An 18,275-nucleotide genomic window follows, 5' to 3' on the forward strand; every position below is an offset into this window, starting at 1 on the left:
TCGGTCGCGGATCCGGCCGTCAACGGGCGAAGCGGTCGGTGGCCTCGATGAGGTGGTGCAGGATGCCGGGCTCGATGTAGGCGTGGCCCGCGTCGTCGACGATGTGGAACTCCGCCTCCGGCCAGGCCTTGTGCAGGTCCCACGCGGTCGCCGCCGGCGTGCAGACGTCGTAGCGGCCCTGGACGATCACACCGGGGATGTGGCGGATCTTGTCGATGTCCCGGATCAGCTGCTCGTCCTCGAAGAACCCGCCGTTGACGAAGTAGTGGTTCTCGATCCGGGCGAACGCCACCGCGTAGTCGGCCTCGCCCTGCTCGGCGATGATGTCCGGGTCGGGCCGCAGTGTGATCGTCGAGCCCTCCCAGACGCTCCACGCCTGAGCCGCCGGGAGCCGTACGTCCGGGTCCGGGTCGTCCAGCCGCTTGGCGAACGCGGCGATGAGGTCGTCCCGCTCGTCCTCGGGGATGGGGGCGACGTACTTCTCCCACAGGTCGGGGAAGAGCAGCGACGCGCCCTCCTGGTAGAACCAGTACAGCTCGAACGGCCGCAGCATGAAGATCCCGCGCAGGATCAGCTCGGTCACCCGCTCCGGATGCGTCTCGGCGTACGACAGGGCCAGCGCGCTGCCCCACGAGCCGCCGAAGACCATCCACCGCTCGATTCCCAGGTGCTCGCGCAGTCGTTCCATGTCCGCGACGAGGTTCCACGTGGTGTTGTGCTCCAGCGAGACGGCCGGGTCGCTCGCGTGCGGCCGGCTGCGCCCGCAATTGCGCTGATCGAACAGCACGATCCGGTACTTCTCCGGGTCGAACTGGCGCCGGTGACCGTGCGTGCATCCGCCACCGGGCCCGCCGTGCAACATCACCACGGGCTTGCCGTCCGGGTTGCCGCAGACCTCCCAGTAGATCTGGTCGTCGTCGCCGACATCGAGCAGGCCGGAGGCGTACGGCTCGATCGGCGGGTAGAGCGTTCTCATGGTCAAATATTCTTTCCGTCCGAAGCGCGGGTGATTCCGCAGAGTGACCGTTGACGGCGCTCCGTTGAGTCACCGCTGGTCACAGCCGTCTTATCACGTACCGAAGATCTCGAAATCATCACGAGTCCTGCGCCACACCTTGCGTGACATGGCAGACAGCTTGGTGAGACGCCCTTAGAGTTCCCTATGTGAGCGATCTCAACGGTTCGGGCGGTTCCTATGCCCCGGAGGGCGCGGGGTCGTCGTGGGCGCCCAGCAACGCCAACCTCCCGGCGCGTCCTGGTGACGCGGACCAGCCGGCCGAGGTGGTCGACCGGCTGAGACAAATGGCCGACATGCTCGCCGGCGCGCTGGCGCAGGGCGAGCAGAAGGTCGCCGAGGCCAAGCAGGACGCCGAGACGAAGATCGCGGCGGTGCGGGGCGAGCACGAGTCGGCCAAGCAGGAGGCCGCGTCCGCCTGGCAGGAGGTGGAGCGGCTGCGCACCCAGGTGCAGCAGGCGCAGGCCACCGCGCGGCAGATGCTCGCCGAGCGCGAGTCGGCCAAGCAGGACGCCGCCTCGGCGCTGCAGGAGGTCGAGCGCATCCGCGCCTCCCACGACCAGATGGAGCAGCGCGCCGAGCAGGCCGAGGCCGCCGTCCGGCAGATGATGACCGAACGCGAGTCCGCGCAGCGTGACGCGGCGACGGCGCGGCAGGAGACGCACGCAGAGCGGCAGGCCAAGGAGCAGGCCGAGGCGACCGCGCGGCAGCTGATGGTCGAGCGTGAGGCGGCGCAGCAGGAGACGCACGCCGAGCGCCAGGCCAAGGAAGGTGCCGAGGCCACCGCCCGCCAGTTCATGGTCGAGCGTGAGGCGGCGCAGCAGGAGACGCACGCGGAGCGGCAGCTCAAGGAGCAGGCCGAGGCGACCGCGCGGCAGCTCATGGCCGAGCGCGAGGCCGCGCAGCAGGAGACGCACGCCGAGCGCCAGGCCAAGGAGGGCGCCGAGGCCGCGGTCCGCCAGCTGATGGCCGAGCGTGAGGCGGCGCAGCAGGAGACGCACGCCGAACGCCGGCAGAAGGAGCAGGCCGAGGCCACGGCGCGCCAGCTCATGGCCGAGCGCGAGGCCGCGCAGCAGGACGCCACCGCCGCGTGGCAGGAGGTCGACCGCATGCGCGCCCAGGTCGACGAGATGGGGCAGCGCGTCGACCAGGCCGAGACCACCGCCCGGCAGGCGGTCTCGGAGCGCGACTCCGCCAAGCAGGAGGCGCAGACGGCCTGGCAGGAGGGCCTGCGGGCGCGGGCCCAGGCGGAACAGTCCGAAGCGGCCATGCGCCAGGCCCTCACCGAGCGCGACCACGCGCAGCAGGACGCGGTCGCCGCCCGCCAGGAGACCGACCAGGCCCTCGCACAGGCACGGCAGGCCGAGCAGCGCGCCGAACAGTCCGAGGCCGCCGTGCGCCAGCTCATGGCCGAGCGGGAGGCCGCCCAGCGGGAGGCCGGCGCCGCCTGGCAGGAGGTCGAGCGCCTGCGCGTCCAGACCGAGCAGGCCGAGGCCGCGATGCGGCAGGCGTTCACCGAGCGCGACCAGGCCAGGACCGCGTCCGAGCAGTCCGAGGCGACCGCCCGGCAGGCCTTCGCCGAGCGCGACCAGATGCGTGAGGACCGCGACGAGGCACACCGCTCCGCCGGGGAGGCCCAGACGGCGCGCAAGGCGGTCGAGGGCGAGCGCGACCGGTTCTCCCAGCACGCGGCCGAACTGTCGCAGTCTCACGAGGCCACGAAGTCCGAGCTGAACACCCTGCGGGCCAAGGCCGCCGACCTGGAGGCGAAGGGGCTGACCCTGCAGCAGACGTCGGCGGCGTCGGCGAAGGAGGCCGAGGACGCGCGCCGCCGCGTCCAGGAGCTCGACGCCGACCGGCGCCGGGCGCTCGACCAGGCGACCAAGGCCGAGTCCGGCCGGGACCTCGCCGAGCGGGGACAGGCGCGGGCCCAGTCGGAGCTGGCCCAGGCGCAGCGCCGGGCCGAGGACGCCGTCCGCGAACGCGACCAGGCCCTCACGCAGGCACGGCAGGCCGCCACCGAGCGCGATTCCATCACCAAGAAGCTGGAAGAGCGCGAGCAGTGGGTCGACCAGCTCGCCGAGGCCGTCACGCAGCAGCGCGACGCCCTGTCCGCGCTGTCCAGCGAGCGGGACCAGGCGCGGACCGCCGCCGACCAGGCCAGGAAGATCATCGACGAGCTCAGCGGCCAGATTCAGAGCGGGATGTCGCCGAACAGCACCGGGAGCTACGCCAACGGCTACCGCTGACCGGCCCGCGAGGTGCCGGGTGCCGTACGCCGTTGATCGGTTCGTCCGGCACGGCGGGGATCCGCGCGATCGGTCGCCGTTGATCGGATCGGCGGACGCTACCAGGAGAGTCGCCTGTTATTCTGGTGGCCCGTGGACATTCGGCCGTTCGCCACACCGGTGAACGCCGCAGCAACGACCACGGGAGCGTCTTTCTTGCCTTCGGCAGTCATTGGTGGAGCCACCCGGACCACCAAGCATCTCTTCGTCACCGGTGGTGTCGCCTCAAGCCTCGGCAAGGGGCTGACGGCCTCCAGCCTCGGGCGCCTGCTGACCCTGCGGGGTCTGCGCGTCACCATGCAGAAGCTCGACCCCTACCTCAACGTCGACCCCGGAACGATGAACCCGTTCCAGCACGGCGAGGTCTTCGTCACCGACGACGGGGCCGAGACCGACCTCGACGTCGGCCACTACGAGCGGTTCCTCGACACGGAGCTGCACGGTTCCGCCAACGTCACGACCGGCCAGGTCTACTCCAACGTGATCGCCAAGGAGCGGCGCGGGGAGTACCTCGGCGACACGGTCCAGGTCATCCCGCACATCACCAATGAGATCAAGGACCGGATCCGCGGCATGGCCGGTCCGGACGTCGACGTCGTCATCACCGAGGTCGGCGGTACGGTCGGCGACATCGAGTCGCTGCCGTTCCTGGAGGCCGTGCGTCAGATCCGGCACGAGATCGGCCGGGACAACTGCTTCTTCCTGCACGTCTCGCTGCTGCCCTACATCGGCCCGTCGGGTGAGCTGAAGACCAAGCCGACGCAGCACTCCGTCGCCGCGCTGCGCAGCATCGGCATCCAGCCCGACGGAATCGTGTGCCGCTCGGACCGGCCCATCACCCAGGGGCTGAAGAACAAGATCAGCATGATGTGCGACGTGGACGCCGACGCCGTGGTCTCGGCGGTGGACGCGCCCAGCATCTACGACATCCCGAAGGTCCTGCACACCGAGGGGCTCGACGCGTACGTCGTGCGCCGTCTCGGCCTGCCATTCCGCGACGTCGACTGGAAGCAGTGGGACGACCTGCTGCACCGTGTCCACAACCCCGCCCGTGAAGTGACGATCGCGCTCGTCGGCAAGTACATCGACCTGCCCGACGCGTACCTGTCGGTGACGGAGGCGCTGCGGCACGGCGGGTTCGCCCACGACACCCGGGTCAACATCCGCTGGGTCAAGAGCGACGACTGCCAGACGCCGGAGGGCGCGGCCCGCGAGCTCGGCGGCGTGGACGGCGTCCTGATCCCCGGCGGGTTCGGCGTGCGCGGCATCGAGGGCAAGGTGTCGGCCGCCCGCTACGCCCGCGAGAACGGCATCCCCACGCTCGGCATCTGCCTCGGCCTGCAGTGCATGGTCATCGAGGCGGCCCGGTCCCTGGCCGGCATCGAGGGCGCCAACAGCGCCGAGTTCGACGAGAAGGCCGCCGACCCGGTGATCGCCACGATGGCCGACCAGATCGACGTCGTCGCGGGCGAGCGCGACATGGGCGGCACGATGCGGCTCGGCCTCTACCCGGCCGACCTCGCCGAGGGCTCGCTGGTCCGCGAGATGTACGGCGCGGCCAAGGTCGAGGAGCGCCACCGGCACCGCTACGAGGTGAACAACGCCTATCGCGACGAGCTGGCGGCGGCCGGCCTGGTGTTCTCCGGCCTCTCCCCGGACGAGCGCCTCGTGGAGTACGTCGAACTGCCCCGCGATCGGCACCCGTTCTACGTCGCCACGCAGGCGCACCCGGAGTTCCGGTCCCGGCCGACCCGGGCGCACCCGCTGTTCGCCGGCCTGGTCGCCGCCGCGCTGGGCGAGACCGGGGCCCGATGAGCGAGCCGCAAGGCCACGTCACCGGTGAGGACGGCGTCGCCGACGAGCGCTGTCGCTGGGAGACCGTCGGCAGCGAGCAGCGGTTCGACGGCGCCATCATCGAGGTGCGCACCGACCGCGTCCGGATGCCGCACGGCGAGAAGTCCGAGGTGGTCGCGCGCGACGTCGTCGTGCATCCGGGGTCGGTCGGGGTGATCTGCCTGGACGACGAGGAGCGGGTGCTGCTCCTGAGGCAGTACCGCCACCCCATCGGCTACCTGCTGTGGGAGCCCCCGGCCGGGCTGCGCGACGTCGAGGGCGAGCCGCTGTGGCGCACCGCGGCCCGCGAACTGGCTGAGGAGGCCGGCTACCGGGCCCGCGAGTGGCACACCCTGCTGGACGCCTGTACGTCGCCCGGCATGACGAACGAGCGGACGCGGATCTTCCTCGCCCGGGGGCTCAGCGAGATCTCCGCGGGCGAGGACGACTTCGAGCGCATCCACGAAGAGGCCGACATGCCGATCGCCTGGGTGCCGCTCGACGACGCGGTCGCGACCGTACAACGCGGCGCGGTCCACAATCCCCTTGCCGTCATGGGTATCTTGGCGGTCTACGCCGCCCGGGCCGCCGGCTTTCGAGACCTGCGCGCACCCGACGCCCCGGAGTGGTGACCCCCGTCCGCCACGACTCGTCGGGATGAGGTGCCCCGCTGATATCCGCCGCCGGTGAAGAGGTCGGACGATCGTTGCAGGCGCAGGTCCGGGCCTACCTCGACCATCTCGCGGTCGAGCGCGGCCTGGCCGCTAACACGTTGAGTTCCTACCGGCGTGACCTGCGCCGTTACGTCGACGCGCTGACCGCGCGCGGCCGTACGGCGATCGGTCAGGTCGGTGAGGACGACGTCGTGTCGTTCCTGGCGGTGCTGCGGGAGGGCGACGACGCGCATCCCCCGCTGGCCGCCGGGTCCGCGGCCCGCGCGGTCGTCGCCGTGCGCGGCCTGCACCGGTTCGCGGTCCGGGAGGGCATGTCGGCGGCCGACCCGGCCCGGGACGTCAAGCCGCCCGTGCCGCCGCGCCGGCTGCCCAAGGCCATCGGCATCGACGAGGTCGAGCGGCTGCTGGCCGTCGCCGGGCCCGCGGACACCGCCCGCGGGATGCGCGACCGCGCCCTCCTGGAGCTGCTGTACGGCACCGGGGCGCGGATCTCCGAGGCCGTCGGCCTGGCCGTCGACGACGTCGACCTGGACGACGCGGTCGTGCTGCTGCGCGGCAAGGGCGGCAAGGACCGGGTCGTGCCGGTCGGCCGGTACGCCCGCGAGTCCCTGGAGGCCTACCTCGTCCGGGCCCGCCCGACGCTGAACGTCCGCGGCCAGGGCGGCCCGGCGCTGTTCCTGAACGCCCGCGGCGGGCGGCTGTCGCGGCAGAGCGCCTGGTCGACCCTGCGGTCGGCGGCGGCGCGCGCCGGGCTCGATGACGTCTCTCCGCACACTTTGCGGCATTCTTTCGCGACCCACCTACTCGACGGCGGCGCCGACGTTAGGGTGGTGCAGGAGTTGCTCGGCCACGCGTCGGTCACGACGACCCAGGTCTACACCCTGGTCACCGTCGATCGGCTGCGCGAGGTCTACGCATCCGCACACCCGCGTGCGTTGGGGTGATCAGAGCGTCCGCGCGGTGCGCCGCCTTGCCCGCCCTACTTGACAGGCCCTAGAGTCCCCATCTACGGCAATCCGCAGCCGCGGGGGAGGTTCGAGGAGCTGGTGACTGAGCCCAGCGAGCAGGAGAGAGCACGTTCGGAAATGGCGCTCTCGACCGCCATCGCGACCGATCCGCGTAACGCAGCGCCACTCGGGCCTACGCTGCGTCCCATTCCGTCGTTCCCGGACCCGGCGCCGCTGGCCGAGCACGGGCCGGCCCGCATCGTCTCGGTCTGCAACCAGAAGGGCGGCGTCGGCAAGACGACGACCACGATCAACCTCGGCGCCTCGCTCGCGGAGCAGGGCCGCCGGGTGCTGCTCGTCGACTTCGACCCGCAGGGGGCGCTGTCGGTCGGCCTGGGCAAGGGCGACCCGCGTCAGCTCGACCTGACGATCTACAACCTGCTCATGGAGCGGGGCGTGGAGACCGAAGAGGTCATCCTGCCGACCAGCGTCGAGGGCATGGACCTGCTGCCCAGCAACATCGACCTGTCCGGCGCGGAGGTCCAGCTCGTCCACGAGGTCGGCCGGGAGTACATCCTCGGCGGGCTGCTCAAGCCGGTCGTCTCCGACTACGACTACATCATGATCGACTGTCAGCCGTCGCTCGGCCTGCTGACCGTCAACGCGCTCGCCGCCAGCCAGGGCGTCCTGGTGCCGCTGGAGTGCGAGTACTTCGCCATGCGCGGCGTCGCGCTGCTCATGGAGACGATCGAGAAGGTCACGGGCCGGCTCAATCCCGAGCTGACCATCGACGGGTTCCTGGCCACCATGTACGACTCGCGCACCCTCCACACCCGTGAGGTGCTCGGCCGGATCGTGGAGGCGTTCGGCGATCAGGTATTCCACACGGTCATCAACCGCACGGTCCGCTTTCCGGACGCGACGGTCGTCGGTGAGCCCATCACCCGGTTCGACCCGTCGTCCATGGGCGCGAACGCCTACCGGGAGCTGGCCAAGGAGGTGCTGCAGAGGTGGCAGCTCGCCGGGTGACCCTCCCGCGGTCGGCCGGCCCCGGCCCACGCCGTAGTGGGCCGTCCCGCGCCCACACGGCGCCGCAGGGGAGTCCGTGACCTCGACTACCGTTGACGAGGTGGGCGAGCAGGCGGAAGAGGAGCATGAGGGCGGGTTCCGGGTCCATCTCGACAACTTCGAGGGGCCGTTCGACCTGTTGCTCGGGCTGATCTCCAAGCACAAGCTCGACATCACCGAGGTGTCCCTGCACAAGGTCACCGACGAGTTCATCGCCCACATCCGGTCCCACGGCAGCGACTGGGATCTGGACCAGGCGAGTCACTTCCTCCTGGTCGCCGCCACGCTCCTGGACCTCAAGGCCGCCCGGCTGATCCCCTCCGGGGAGGTCGAGGACGAAGAGGACCTGGCGCTGCTGGAAGCCCGCGACCTGCTGTTCGCGCGGCTCCTGCAGTACCGCGCCTACAAGGAGGTCGCGGCGCATTTCGCCGGCCGGATCGCCGACGAGTCGCGCCGCTTCCCGCGCACGGTCCCCATGGAGCCGCAGTTCGCCAACCTCCTGCCGGAGGTGCTCCTCGGCCTGGGGCCCGAGAAGTTCGCGGCCCTGGCCGCCCGGGCCCTCGCGCCGAAGCGGCCGCCCACCGTCTCGATCGAGCACATGTACGCCCCGCAGGCCAGCGTGCGGGAGCAGGCGGACATCCTCATCGCCCGCCTGCGTGAGCTGGAGCGCGCGACCTTCCAGGTCCTGACCGACGACTGCGCGGGCACCTTCGAGGTCGTCGCCCGCTTCCTGGCCCTCCTGGAGCTCTACCGTGAGAAGGCCGTCTCCTTCGAACAGGACGAGCCCCTCGGCGAGCTGCACGTCACCTGGACGGGGACCGGCGAGGGCGACATCAAGGTCGGTGACGACTACACCGGCCGACCGACGGAGTCCGACGATGACTGACATGCCATCCCCCGAATCCGAGCACATCCCCGCCCCGCGCGTCGGCGAGGCGCCGCCGGAGCCCCACGACGCCCCTTCCGAGAGCGGTCGACAGGCGGATGCGCCCGGAGAGGCGGCGCTGGAGGCCGAGCCGTCGCTGCACGCGGGACTGGAGGCGATCCTGCTGGTCGTCGACGAGCCGGTGCCGGAGGTGACGCTCGCCCAGATCCTCGAGCGGCCCCGGCAGGAGATCGCCGAGGCGCTTCGTGAGCTCGCCGCGGAATATACCGCCCAGGGCCGGGGGTTCGACCTAAGAGAGATCGCCGGTGGGTGGCGCTTCTACACGCGGGAGACCTGCGCTCCGGTCGTCGAACGCTTCGTCCGGGACGGCCAGCAGGCGAGGCTGACCCAGGCCGCTCTGGAGACGCTCGCCGTGGTCGCCTACCGGCAGCCGGTGAGCCGGGCGCGGGTTTCGGCCATCCGGGGCGTCAACAGCGACGGCGTGATCCGCACGCTGACCCTTCGGGGCCTGATCGAGGAGGCGGGCCACGACCCGGAGCACCAGGCGGTGCTCTACCGTACGACCGGCTACTTCCTCGAGCGGCTCGGCCTGAACGACCTGGACGAGCTGCCCGATCTCGCCCCGTACCTACCTGACGACCTGGAAGGCATAGAGGAACTCCAGCAGTGAACCAGACGAATGAGGGCGTACGACTGCAGAAGGTGCTCGCGGAGGCGGGCATCGCGAGTCGGCGCGCCTGTGAGGACCTGATCGCCGCCGGCCGGGTCACCGTGGACGGCGAGAAGATAACGTGGTTCGGCGCCCGCGTCGACCCGCAGACCGCCGTGATCCACGTCGACGGCAAGCGCATCCCGACCCGTACCGAGCTTCGCTACTACGCCCTCAACAAGCCCAGGGGCATCGTCAGCACCATGTCGGACCCGCGGGGGCGCAAGACCCTGATGGAGTACGTCGGCGACGTTCCCGAGCGCCTGTTTCACGTCGGGCGGCTCGACACCGAGACCGAGGGCCTGATCCTGCTGACCAACGACGGGGAGCTGGCCAACCGGCTGATGCACCCGAGCTACGGCGTCAGCAAGACCTACCTTGCCGAGGTCCACGGGCCGGTCGACCGCGATCTCGGCCGCCGGCTCAAGAAGGGCGTCAAGCTGGCGGACGGGTTCGCCAAGGCCGACGAGTTCCGGATCTTCGACCAGGTCGGCAAGCGGGTCCTCGTCGAGGTGACCCTGCACGAAGGGCGCAAGCACATCGTCCGGCGTCTGCTCGCGGAGGTCGGCTACCCGGTCCAGCAGTTGGCGCGCATCGAGTTCGGCCCGATCAAGCTCGGGCGGCTGAAGTCCGGGACGATCCGTGCGCTGAACACCAAGGAGATCGGCGAGCTGTACGCCGCCGTGGAGCTCTAGAAGGCCGGGCCCGCACGGATTCGGAGAGGTTTCATGGGACGATCAGTACGAGCGGTACGCGGTGCGACCCAGGTCGAGGAGAACGACCGGGATCAGATCCTCGAGGCGACGGCCGAGCTGGTCGCCGAGGTGATGAGCCGTAACTCCCTCACGACGGACGACGTGATCAGCGTTGTCTTCACGGCGACGCCGGATCTGACCGCGGAGTTCCCGGCGCTGGCCGCCCGGAAGCTGGGGTTCAACGAGGTTCCGCTGCTGTGCGCGAGTGAGATCGACGTTCCGCACGCGCTGCCGCGCGTGGTCCGCCTGATGGCCTACATCGAGACCGACCGGCCGCGGTCGGAGATCCAGCACGTGTACCTGCGCGGGGCGGTGGCACTCCGGCTGGACATCGCCCAGTAAGCGGCCTGCTCGGCTGAGTAGACTGGGCGACTACCAGGGCAAACCATCTCGAGGGTGTCATGGCGGTAGCGGTGACACAGAGGCATGCGGGAAATCTGCCGGCCGAGATGACCAGCTTCGTCGGCCGCAGGCGTGAGCTTGCCGAAGCGAAGCGCCTGCTGTCCACCGGCCGGATGGTGACGTTCACCGGTCCCGGGGGCGTGGGCAAGACCCGCCTGGCGGAGCGCGTGGCCGCCGAGACGTACCGCGAGTTCCCCGACGGCGTCTGGCTGATCGACCTGGCGCCGATGGTGGCGGGTGAGCCGCTGCCGCGCGTCGTGGCCGGGGTCCTGGGGCTGCAGGGCGAGGCCGGGCTGTCGGCGCTGGCCGACTACTTGGCGGACCGGCGGCTGCTGCTCCTGCTGGACAACTGCGAGCACCTGGCCGTCGACTGCGCGACCTTGGCCGGCAAGCTCCTGGGGGTCGCTCCCGGGCTGCGGATCCTGGCCACCAGCCGGCAGGTACTCCACATCGAGGGCGAACGCGTCCTGGAGGTGCCGCCCCTGTCCGTACCGGACACCGACGACATCGCCTCCGTGGACGAACTGGCGCGCTTCGAATCGGTCAGCCTCTTCGTCGAGCGGGCGTCCGCCGTCGTCCCGGGGTTCACGATCAACGCCGACAACGCCCTCGCGCTGACGCGGCTGTGCCGGCGGCTGGAGGGCATCCCGCTGGCCGTCGAGCTGGCGGCGGTACGCCTGCGGGCCCTGTCGGTGCAGCAGATCCTCGACCGGCTCGACGACCGCTTCCGGATCCTCGTCGGCCATAGTCCGGTCGCGCTGCCGCGTCAGCAGACGCTCCGCGCGCTGATCGACTGGAGCCACGACCTGTGCTCGCCCGAGGAACGCGCGCTGTGGCGGGGGCTGTCGGTCTTCTCCGGGGGCTGCTCCCTCGAGGCGATCGAATACGTGTGCTCCGGGGACGAGGTCGCCCCCGACGAGGTCATCGACGTGGTGACGGGCCTGGTGGACAAGTCCATCCTGCTGCGGTCCACCGTGAAGTGCGACGGGCTGCGCTACGACATGCTGGAGACGCTCCGCGAGTACGGGCGGGAGCGCCTCGTCGAGTCCGGCCGGGAGACGGCGCTGCTGAGACGCCACTGCGCGTGGTGCCGGGACATCGCCGCGCGGGCGGAGGCCGAGTGGTTCGGGCCCGGCCAGATGGAGCTGGCCGCCATGCTGCGGTGTGAGCAGTCCAACGTCGTGGCGGCGCTGGAATTCTGCCTCACCCAGATCGGCGTGTCGCACTGCGCGCTGGAGATCGCCGCGTCGATGTGGAGCCACCGGCTCTCGTGGGCCTCGCTGCGGGACGGCCACCACTGGCTGGATCGGGCGCTGGCGCTCGACCGGGACCCGACGGCCGAGCGGGCCAAGGCGCTCTGGGTGGACGCCTGGCTCATGCTGCTGCGCGGTGAGCCGAAGGGGGCGGAGCCGCTACTGAATGAGTGCCGGGAGCTCGCCGAGCGGCTCGGCGACGTCGAACAGCTCGCCGGGGCCGTCCAGATCAGGGGGTTCGCCGCGCTGCTCGCCGGGGACTTCACCGAAGCCGCCGCCCTGCTGGAGAAGGCGCTGTCGTACCACCGCACCATCGGGAGCCGGGGCCGGTACTGGACCACGCTGTTCCAGCTGGCCATGGCGGCGGTCCTGGACGGCGATCCGCGGGCCGCCGAGCTCTGCGCCGAATGCCGAGCCATGTGCGAGCGGGAGAACGCCCGGTGGTCGATGTCGTTCGCGATCTGGGTCACGGGCCTCGAACGCTGGAGCAAGGGCGACACCCGGGCGGGGACCGACATGATCCGGGACGCGATCCGCATCAAGGTGCCCTTCGGCGATCACCTGGGGATGGCCCAGTGCATCGAGGTGCTCGCCTGGCTCGCCGCCGACGCGGAGGAGCACCGGCGCGCCGCAGAGCTCCTGGGCGCCGCCCAGGCGGTCTGGAGGTCGATCGGCACGTCGCTGTCCGGGCTCGGGCACCTGGCGGATCCGCACCGCCGGTACGAGGACCGCCTGCGAGCCGCCATCGGTGACCGGGAGTTCGCGGCGGCGTACGACCGCGGAGTGCAGCTCGACGTCGACGGCGCCGTCGCCCTGGCGGTCGCCGAACGCGAGGCCGACCTGGAGGCCCCGCAGGCCGAACGCGGTATCGCGGCGGTCCTCACCCGCCGCGAACGCGAGATCGCCGACCTCGTCGCGGAGGGCCTGAGTAACAAGGAGATCGCGGCCGCCCTGGTGATCTCTCAGCGGACCGCGGAGGGGCACGTCGAGCACATCCTGCGCAAACTGGGCTTCACATCGCGGGCCCAGATCGCCGCCGCCTGGACGCCTTCCAGCCGCGAAGATCAACCGGGTTGAACCGTGTTGGACGGCGCTCGCTTCGCGAGCGCGGTTCGCGGCACCCTCCCTCGTCCGGTCACCGCTCCCTGCGCTCCTCAGTCCAGACGACGCGCGCCGCTCTGTTCGATGGCGCTCGCTTCGCGAGCGCGGTTCGCGGCGCCCCACGCGCCGTCTTCCCTCGTCGCTCTGGTCGCTTCGCTCCCGGCGCTCCTCAGTCCAGACGACGCGCGCCGCTCACAGCACGGCGACGGGGGTGACGGGGGAGCCGGTCGCGCCGGGGACGTTCAGCGGGGAGACGACGAGCAGGAACTCGTATCGCCCCGCCGTACCGCACGCGCCGGACAGCCCCTCCAGGTCGAGGTTGTCCAGGAGCGGCACGCCCATCGCCGCGATGGCGAGGGCGTGGACGGGGGAGTGGACGCCCGCCACCGGAGAAGGCCGTACGTCACTGTCGCCGTCTCCGCCGAGGAGCGCGATGCCCCGCTCGGCCAGCAGGGGCACGGCGTCGACGTGGAACCCTGCGCTCGCCGCGGACGGGTCCCACGGCCCGACCGCTGCGCGGCGCCGCAGGTGACCCGAACGCAGCAGCACGGCGTCTCCCTCACCGATCCGGAGGCCGAACGCCGCTTCGGCGGCGAGGACGTCCGCGGCGTGCACGGCCTGCCCGGGTTCGAGCCAGTCGACGCCGCGGACCGCGGGCAGGTCGAGCAGCACTCCGCGGGTGACGAGCGGGCCGAGCCGGTCGACCGACCCGTACCGCGCCCCGGTGGCGTCGATCACCTCGCGGGCGGGCGGCCCGCCGAAGAGCCGCCCCTGGTAGGCGATGTGCGCGAGCGCGTCGAGGTGGCTGACCGACTTTCCGTGGTAGTCGACGCCGATGAAGTCCTTGTGACCGGTGGGTTCGGGCGCCTCGACGTCACCGAGCTCGGTCATGTGGTGCAGCGCGGGCCGGTGGTTGTCCGGTGCGGGAGCCGTGCTCCAGGGCCGGGCCAGCGGGACGACGACGCCCGAGCGTACGAGCGTGGCGGCGGCCAGCACGTCACGCGCGCCGACGAGGTTCCAGGCGCCTCGCTCCGGCTCCGGCCATCGGTCCCAGGCGCGCACCGCCGCGAAGAGACGATCGAATTCGGCGCGTGAGACCGCCGGTCCGTTGTCCGGCGGCCCGTCCGCCCCCGAGCCGTCGCCCATGAGCGTCACGGCGCGCGGACCCGGTCCGGCGACCGGCGACCGCCGCCGTCCTCCCTCCGGCCACTTTACGGCGGGTGGCTCGCCCCGCTGCGACCGATGGCGAGGACTTGACCAGCGCCTTTGTACGATGAAGACAACTGGGCGAGCGCGAGCGGGGGCCCGCCGGGACGGGAGTTCCGCGGAGAAGTCGGTGTACGACACTCCAGTCGATCGTTTCCCGGGTCCGACGGCTGAGGCGGCCGTGGACCCTCTCCTCCGGATCCGCGGGTTGCGCAAGAGGTTCGGAGGCACTGTCGCGCTGGCCGGGGTCGACCTCGACCTCCGCCGCGGCAGCATCCTCGCGCTGCTCGGGGAGAACGGCGCCGGCAAGTCCACGCTGATCAAGATCCTGGCCGGCGTCCACCACGCCGATGAGGGCCAGGTCACCGTCGGGGGGCATCCTCTCGGCACGGAGGCCGCCTCCCGCGCGATGTCCTTCATCCACCAGGACCTGGGCCTCGTCGAGTGGATGACCGTCGCCGAGAACATCGCCCTGGGCGCCGGCTACGCGCTCCGCCGCGGGATCATCTCCTGGCGCCGGACCCGTGATCGATCGGTCGCGGCCCTGCGGGTCGTCGCCGCCGACCTCGACCCCGACCGCCCCGTCACCGGCCTCACCCGCACCGAGCGGTCCCTCGTCGCCATCGCCCGCGCCCTGGCGACCGACGCCCAGGCGGTGATCCTCGACGAGCCGACGGCGAGCCTGCCGGCGACCGACTGCGCCCGCCTCTTCACGGTGCTGCGGACGCTGCGCGACCAGGGGCACGGGATCATGTACGTCACCCACCGGCTCGCCGAGGTCGCCGAGGTCGCCGACACCGTGGCGGTCCTCCGCGACGGGCACCTCGTCCGGTACGGGCCGGTCCCCGACGACACCGACGGCCTGGTGCGCGACGTCGTGGGACGGGACCCCGGGCGTCATCGCCGTCGCGCCTCCCGGACCGGCGAGGTCGTGCTGGCGCTCGCGGGCGTACGCACGGAGCGGGCCGGGCCGGTGAGCCTCGAGCTGCGCGCCGGGGAGGTGCTCGGACTGGTGGGCCTGACCGGCGCCGGCCACATCGATGTCGGCCGCGCGGCGGCCGGCCTGCGCCCGATCCTGAGCGGGGACGTCCTCCTCGACGGCCGGGCCGTCGCGATCAGGTCGGCGTACGCCGCCGTCACCGCGGGCATCGGCCTGGTGACCAGCGACAGAGCCGGGGCGGCCCCCCGCCTGAGCGTCGGGGAGAACCTCCTGGCCAACCCCCGCGCCCGGGGGCTGTCCCCGGTGAGCCTGGTCGGGACCGGCAGAGAGCGCACCGGCGCGAGCCATCTGCTGGCGCGGTTCGGCGTACGCCCGCCGGACCCCGAGGCGCCGTTCGCGGCCCTGTCGGGCGGCAACCAGCAGAAGACCCTGATCGGGCGGTGGCTCGGGGTGCGCCGGCGCGTCCTGGTGCTCGAGGAGCCGACCGCCGGCGTCGACGTGGCCGCCCGCGCGGAGATCTACCGGCTGCTGGACGACGCCCTGGAACGGGGCCTGGCCGTCCTCCTCGTCTCGAGCGACGTCGACGAGGTCGTACGCCTGTGCGACCGGGTCCTGGTGTTCACCCGCGGCGTGGTGAGCGCCGAGCTGTCCGGTGAGGCTCTCACGGCCGCCACGGTCGTCCGTGCCGCGTCCGGGCCCCTGTCGGGGAGGGCGGGGCGTTGACGGCCCCTCCGCGCCGTTCCCGTCGCCGGTCCGTCGCGCACGGGATCGGCAGCTACGGACTGCTCGCCCTGGGCGTCGTGCTGTTCGCCGTGTTCTCGGTGACCCTGCCGGAGACCTTCCCGACGATGGCCACGATCACCTCGGTGCTGTCCAGCCACGCGATCCCCGCGGTGCTCGCCCTGGGCGCGACGATCCCCATCGTCGCCGGGAGGTTCGACCTGTCCATCGGCTACGGCCTGGGGCTGTGGCACGTGCTCATCCTCCAGCTTATGATCGTCGACGGCTGGCCGTGGACGGCGGCGTGCGCCGCCGCGCTCGCCGGGGGCACGCTCATCGGCGCGATCAACGGGTTCCTCGTCGAGTTCGCGCAGATCGACTCGTTCATCGCCACCCTCGGCACCGGCAGCGTCATGTACGCCATCAGCGGGTGGACGACCCACGGGGGTCGGATCCTGCCCGGCTCGAGCGGCCTTCCCCCGGCGTTCACCGACCTGTACGACATGACGTTCCTCGGCGTGCCCCTGCCGGCCTTCTACGTGCTGCTGCTCGCCGCCGTGCTCTGGCTGGTCCTGGAGCGCCTTCCCCTCGGCCGGTACCTGTACGTCATCGGAGACAATCCGCAGGCGGCCGAACTCGTGGGCATCCCGACCCGCCGGTACATCGTCTACGCCTTCGCCGCGTCCGGGGTGATCACCGCGGCCGCCGGCGTCCTGCTCGCCGCGCAGCAGGAGATCGGCGATCCGAGCGTCGGGCTCGGGTACCTGGTGCCCGCCTTCGTCGCCGCTCTGCTGGGTTCCACCACGATCAGGCCGGGGCGGCCCAACGCCCTCGGCACTCTCGTGGCGGTCGCGGTCCTGGCGATCGGTCTGGCGGGGATCGGCCAGTTCGGCGCGGAGTTCTGGGTGACGCCGCTGTTCAACGGCGTGACGCTCCTGATCGCGGTGGGGCTGGCCGGCTACTCCGCGCGGCGCCGGGAGCGCGCGCACGTACGGCCGCGCGCGGCACCGGCGCGTCCCTCCAGGCGAAAGGGCGGATCGGCCGCGAGCGCACCGCCGGAGGGGAGGGCACCGCCTGAGGGGAGTGCGTCGCCGGAGGGGAAGGCGTCTCCGAAGGGGAAGGCATCGCCTGAGGGGAGTGCGTCGCCGGAGGGGAAGGCGTCTCCGAAGGGGAAGGCATCGCCTGAGGGGAGAGCGTCGCCGGAGGGGAAGACGTCGCCTGAGAGGGGAGCGTCGCCGGAGGGAAAGGCGTCTCCGAAGGGGAAGGCGTCGCCCGCGCCGCCGTCCGGGGAGGGGAGCGCACGTGAACCGCGTACCTGAGCGCGTTCGGCGCGCGCCGGCGGCGGTCTTCGTGCTGATCCTGCTCGTCCTGCTCGGCTGCGGATGCGTGCGGCGGCCGACCGGTCCGGGGAGCGGCTCATCGGCCGGGTGCCCCCGGGTGCTCCAGGTAGCGAGACAGGCCGTCGCGCGCGCCGAGGCGGCGGGGGCGGTGTGGGACGGTCCCACCACCGGTCCCCGGGCGGTCCCCGGCAAGCGCATCGTCGTGATCGCCGAGTCCATGACCAATCCGGGCGTGGCCGGGGTCGCCCAGGGCGCCCAGGGGGCCGGGCGCTCGATCGGCTGGGACGTCCGGATCCTCGACGGGCAGGGCGGCCCCGCGGGCATCAAGGCGGCGTTCGGGCAGGCGATCGCCCTTCGGCCGTCCGGGATCGTGATCGCCGGTTTCGACCCCGCCTCGGTGGCTCAGGAGGTCGGCCGGGCCAACGCGGCGCGCATCCCGCTCATCGGCTGGCACGCGCTCGCCGCGCCGGGTCCGAGCGCCGCGCCCCGGCTCTTCACCAACGTCACGACCCGGGTCGAGGACGTCGCCCGCATCAGCGCCGACTGGGTCATCGCCCACTCGAACGGCCGGGCCGGCGTCGTGATCTTCACCGACTCCTCGATCCCGTTCGCGGAGCGGAAGTCCCAGCTGATCAAGCAGCGGGTGCTGACCTGCGCCGACGTGAGGCTACTCGCCTACGAGAACATCCCGATCCCGGACGCCACCAGCCGTACCCCCCAGGAGGTGGCCTCGCTCCTGGCCCGCTTCGGCGACCGCTGGACCCATTCCATCGCGATCAACGACCTCTATCTCGCCGACGCGGCGCCGGCCCTGCGGGCGGGGGGCAGGAGGCGCGACGGCCCGCCGTACTCGGTCGGCGCGGGTGACGGCGATCCCTCGGCGTTCGCGCGGATCCGGAACCGGCACTTCCAGGCGGCGACCGTGCCGGAACCGCTCGATCAGCAGGGCACCCAGATCATCGACGAGTTCAACCGCGCGTTCGCCGGCCGGCCCCCGAGCGGCTACGTCGCGCCGGTGCACCTGGCCACCGTCCGCAACATCGACGAAAGAACCTCCTGGAACCCGAAGGGCTACCAGGAGGCGTACCGGCGGATCTGGGGCACGTGACCGCCGCGCGTACGGCCCGGTCGGCCCGAT

General features: G+C 71.9%; 15 protein-coding genes. 13 read left to right on the forward strand and 2 right to left on the reverse strand.

The features are described from left to right. Positions 1 to 19 precede the first annotated feature (19 nt). Positions 20 to 976, reverse strand: coding sequence for a prolyl aminopeptidase (gene pip, locus ACQP2O_RS17020; RefSeq protein WP_433185513.1), 957 nt, complete (start codon positions 974 to 976; stop codon positions 20 to 22). Positions 977 to 1,164: 188 nt separating this feature from the next. Here pip and ACQP2O_RS17025 point away from each other — a divergent pair, with 188 nt between their 5' ends. The 10 genes from ACQP2O_RS17025 to ACQP2O_RS17070 all read left to right on the forward strand — a co-directional run bounded on the left by ACQP2O_RS17025 (position 1,165) and on the right by ACQP2O_RS17070 (position 12,907). Next, a complete protein-coding gene (locus ACQP2O_RS17025; protein ID WP_433185516.1) occupies positions 1,165 to 3,264 on the forward strand; it encodes a hypothetical protein in 2,100 nt (699 codons plus the stop codon). Positions 3,265 to 3,459: 195 nt separating this feature from the next. Further along, positions 3,460 to 5,118, forward strand: coding sequence for a CTP synthase (locus tag ACQP2O_RS17030; protein ID WP_433185519.1), 1,659 nt, complete (start codon positions 3,460 to 3,462; stop codon positions 5,116 to 5,118). Then, positions 5,115 to 5,768 (forward strand): NUDIX domain-containing protein, encoded by a 654-nt coding sequence (locus ACQP2O_RS17035; RefSeq protein ID WP_433185521.1) that lies wholly within the window; start codon positions 5,115 to 5,117, stop codon positions 5,766 to 5,768. The genes ACQP2O_RS17030 and ACQP2O_RS17035 overlap by 4 nt, the downstream gene beginning before the upstream one ends. Before the next feature lie 74 nt (positions 5,769 to 5,842). Continuing rightward, positions 5,843 to 6,754, forward strand: coding sequence for a site-specific tyrosine recombinase XerD (xerD, locus tag ACQP2O_RS17040; protein ID WP_433185524.1), 912 nt, complete (start codon positions 5,843 to 5,845; stop codon positions 6,752 to 6,754). Between the two features lie 141 nt (positions 6,755 to 6,895). Continuing rightward, complete coding sequence (locus ACQP2O_RS17045) at positions 6,896 to 7,786, forward strand: ParA family protein (RefSeq protein ID WP_433191050.1); 891 nt, start codon at positions 6,896 to 6,898, stop codon at positions 7,784 to 7,786. A gap of 100 nt (positions 7,787 to 7,886) precedes the next feature. Then, positions 7,887 to 8,711, forward strand: coding sequence for a segregation and condensation protein A (locus tag ACQP2O_RS17050; protein WP_433185526.1), 825 nt, complete (start codon positions 7,887 to 7,889; stop codon positions 8,709 to 8,711). 1 nt (position 8,712) lies between these two features. Then, entirely contained in the window at positions 8,713 to 9,381 is a 669-nt protein-coding gene (scpB, locus tag ACQP2O_RS17055; protein ID WP_433191052.1) for an SMC-Scp complex subunit ScpB, read from the forward strand. Then, positions 9,378 to 10,115, forward strand: a complete 738-nt coding sequence (locus ACQP2O_RS17060; RefSeq protein WP_433185529.1) for a pseudouridine synthase — start codon at positions 9,378 to 9,380, stop codon at positions 10,113 to 10,115. The genes scpB and ACQP2O_RS17060 overlap by 4 nt, the downstream gene beginning before the upstream one ends. 33 nt (positions 10,116 to 10,148) lie before the next feature. Next, a complete protein-coding gene (gene aroH, locus ACQP2O_RS17065; protein ID WP_433185531.1) occupies positions 10,149 to 10,517 on the forward strand; it encodes a chorismate mutase in 369 nt (122 codons plus the stop codon). A gap of 107 nt (positions 10,518 to 10,624) precedes the next feature. Beyond that, positions 10,625 to 12,907, forward strand: coding sequence for an ATP-binding protein (locus ACQP2O_RS17070; protein ID WP_433185534.1), 2,283 nt, complete (start codon positions 10,625 to 10,627; stop codon positions 12,905 to 12,907). 216 nt (positions 12,908 to 13,123) lie between these two features. Here ACQP2O_RS17070 and ACQP2O_RS17075 read toward each other — a convergent pair whose 3' ends face one another. Continuing rightward, positions 13,124 to 14,077: a cyclase family protein gene (locus ACQP2O_RS17075; RefSeq protein WP_433191054.1), complete on the reverse strand. Its 954-nt coding sequence runs from the start codon at positions 14,075 to 14,077 to the stop codon at positions 13,124 to 13,126. 241 nt (positions 14,078 to 14,318) lie between these two features. On the opposite strand from ACQP2O_RS17075, the gene ACQP2O_RS17080 reads away from it, so the two are divergent. The 3 genes from ACQP2O_RS17080 to ACQP2O_RS17090 are packed head-to-tail and all read left to right on the forward strand — an operon-like array spanning position 14,319 to position 18,245. Next, positions 14,319 to 15,800 carry a sugar ABC transporter ATP-binding protein gene (locus tag ACQP2O_RS17080; protein ID WP_433185537.1) on the forward strand — a complete coding sequence of 494 codons (1,482 nt, stop codon included), beginning with the start codon at positions 14,319 to 14,321 and terminating at the stop codon, positions 15,798 to 15,800. Next, the gene (locus ACQP2O_RS17085; protein WP_433185540.1) at positions 15,797 to 17,116 is read left to right on the forward strand and encodes an ABC transporter permease subunit; all 1,320 of its coding nucleotides are present in this window, start codon (positions 15,797 to 15,799) and stop codon (positions 17,114 to 17,116) included. Before ACQP2O_RS17080 ends, ACQP2O_RS17085 begins: the two co-directional genes overlap by 4 nt. Further along, positions 17,100 to 18,245, forward strand: coding sequence for a substrate-binding domain-containing protein (locus tag ACQP2O_RS17090; protein ID WP_433185543.1), 1,146 nt, complete (start codon positions 17,100 to 17,102; stop codon positions 18,243 to 18,245). The genes ACQP2O_RS17085 and ACQP2O_RS17090 overlap by 17 nt, the downstream gene beginning before the upstream one ends. Positions 18,246 to 18,275 lie beyond the last annotated feature (30 nt).

This window comes from Actinoallomurus sp. CA-150999, assembly GCF_050942425.1.
Lineage (GTDB): Bacteria > Actinomycetota > Actinomycetes > Streptosporangiales > Streptosporangiaceae > Actinoallomurus.

Excerpts from the sequence above, each read along its gene's own strand:
- ACQP2O_RS17035 (WP_433185521.1), top strand. The coding sequence starts at position 5,115 with ATGAGCGAGCCGCAAGGCCACGTCACCGGTGAGGACGGCGTCGCCGAC.
- aroH (WP_433185531.1), top strand. The coding sequence starts at position 10,149 with ATGGGACGATCAGTACGAGCGGTACGCGGTGCGACCCAGGTCGAGGAG.
- pip (WP_433185513.1), bottom strand. The coding sequence starts at position 976 with ATGAGAACGCTCTACCCGCCGATCGAGCCGTACGCCTCCGGCCTGCTC.
- scpB (WP_433191052.1), top strand. The coding sequence starts at position 8,713 with ATGCCATCCCCCGAATCCGAGCACATCCCCGCCCCGCGCGTCGGCGAG.
- ACQP2O_RS17075 (WP_433191054.1), bottom strand. The coding sequence starts at position 14,077 with ATGGGCGACGGCTCGGGGGCGGACGGGCCGCCGGACAACGGACCGGCG.
- ACQP2O_RS17045 (WP_433191050.1), top strand. The coding sequence starts at position 6,896 with ATGGCGCTCTCGACCGCCATCGCGACCGATCCGCGTAACGCAGCGCCA.
- ACQP2O_RS17070 (WP_433185534.1), top strand. The coding sequence starts at position 10,625 with ATGACCAGCTTCGTCGGCCGCAGGCGTGAGCTTGCCGAAGCGAAGCGC.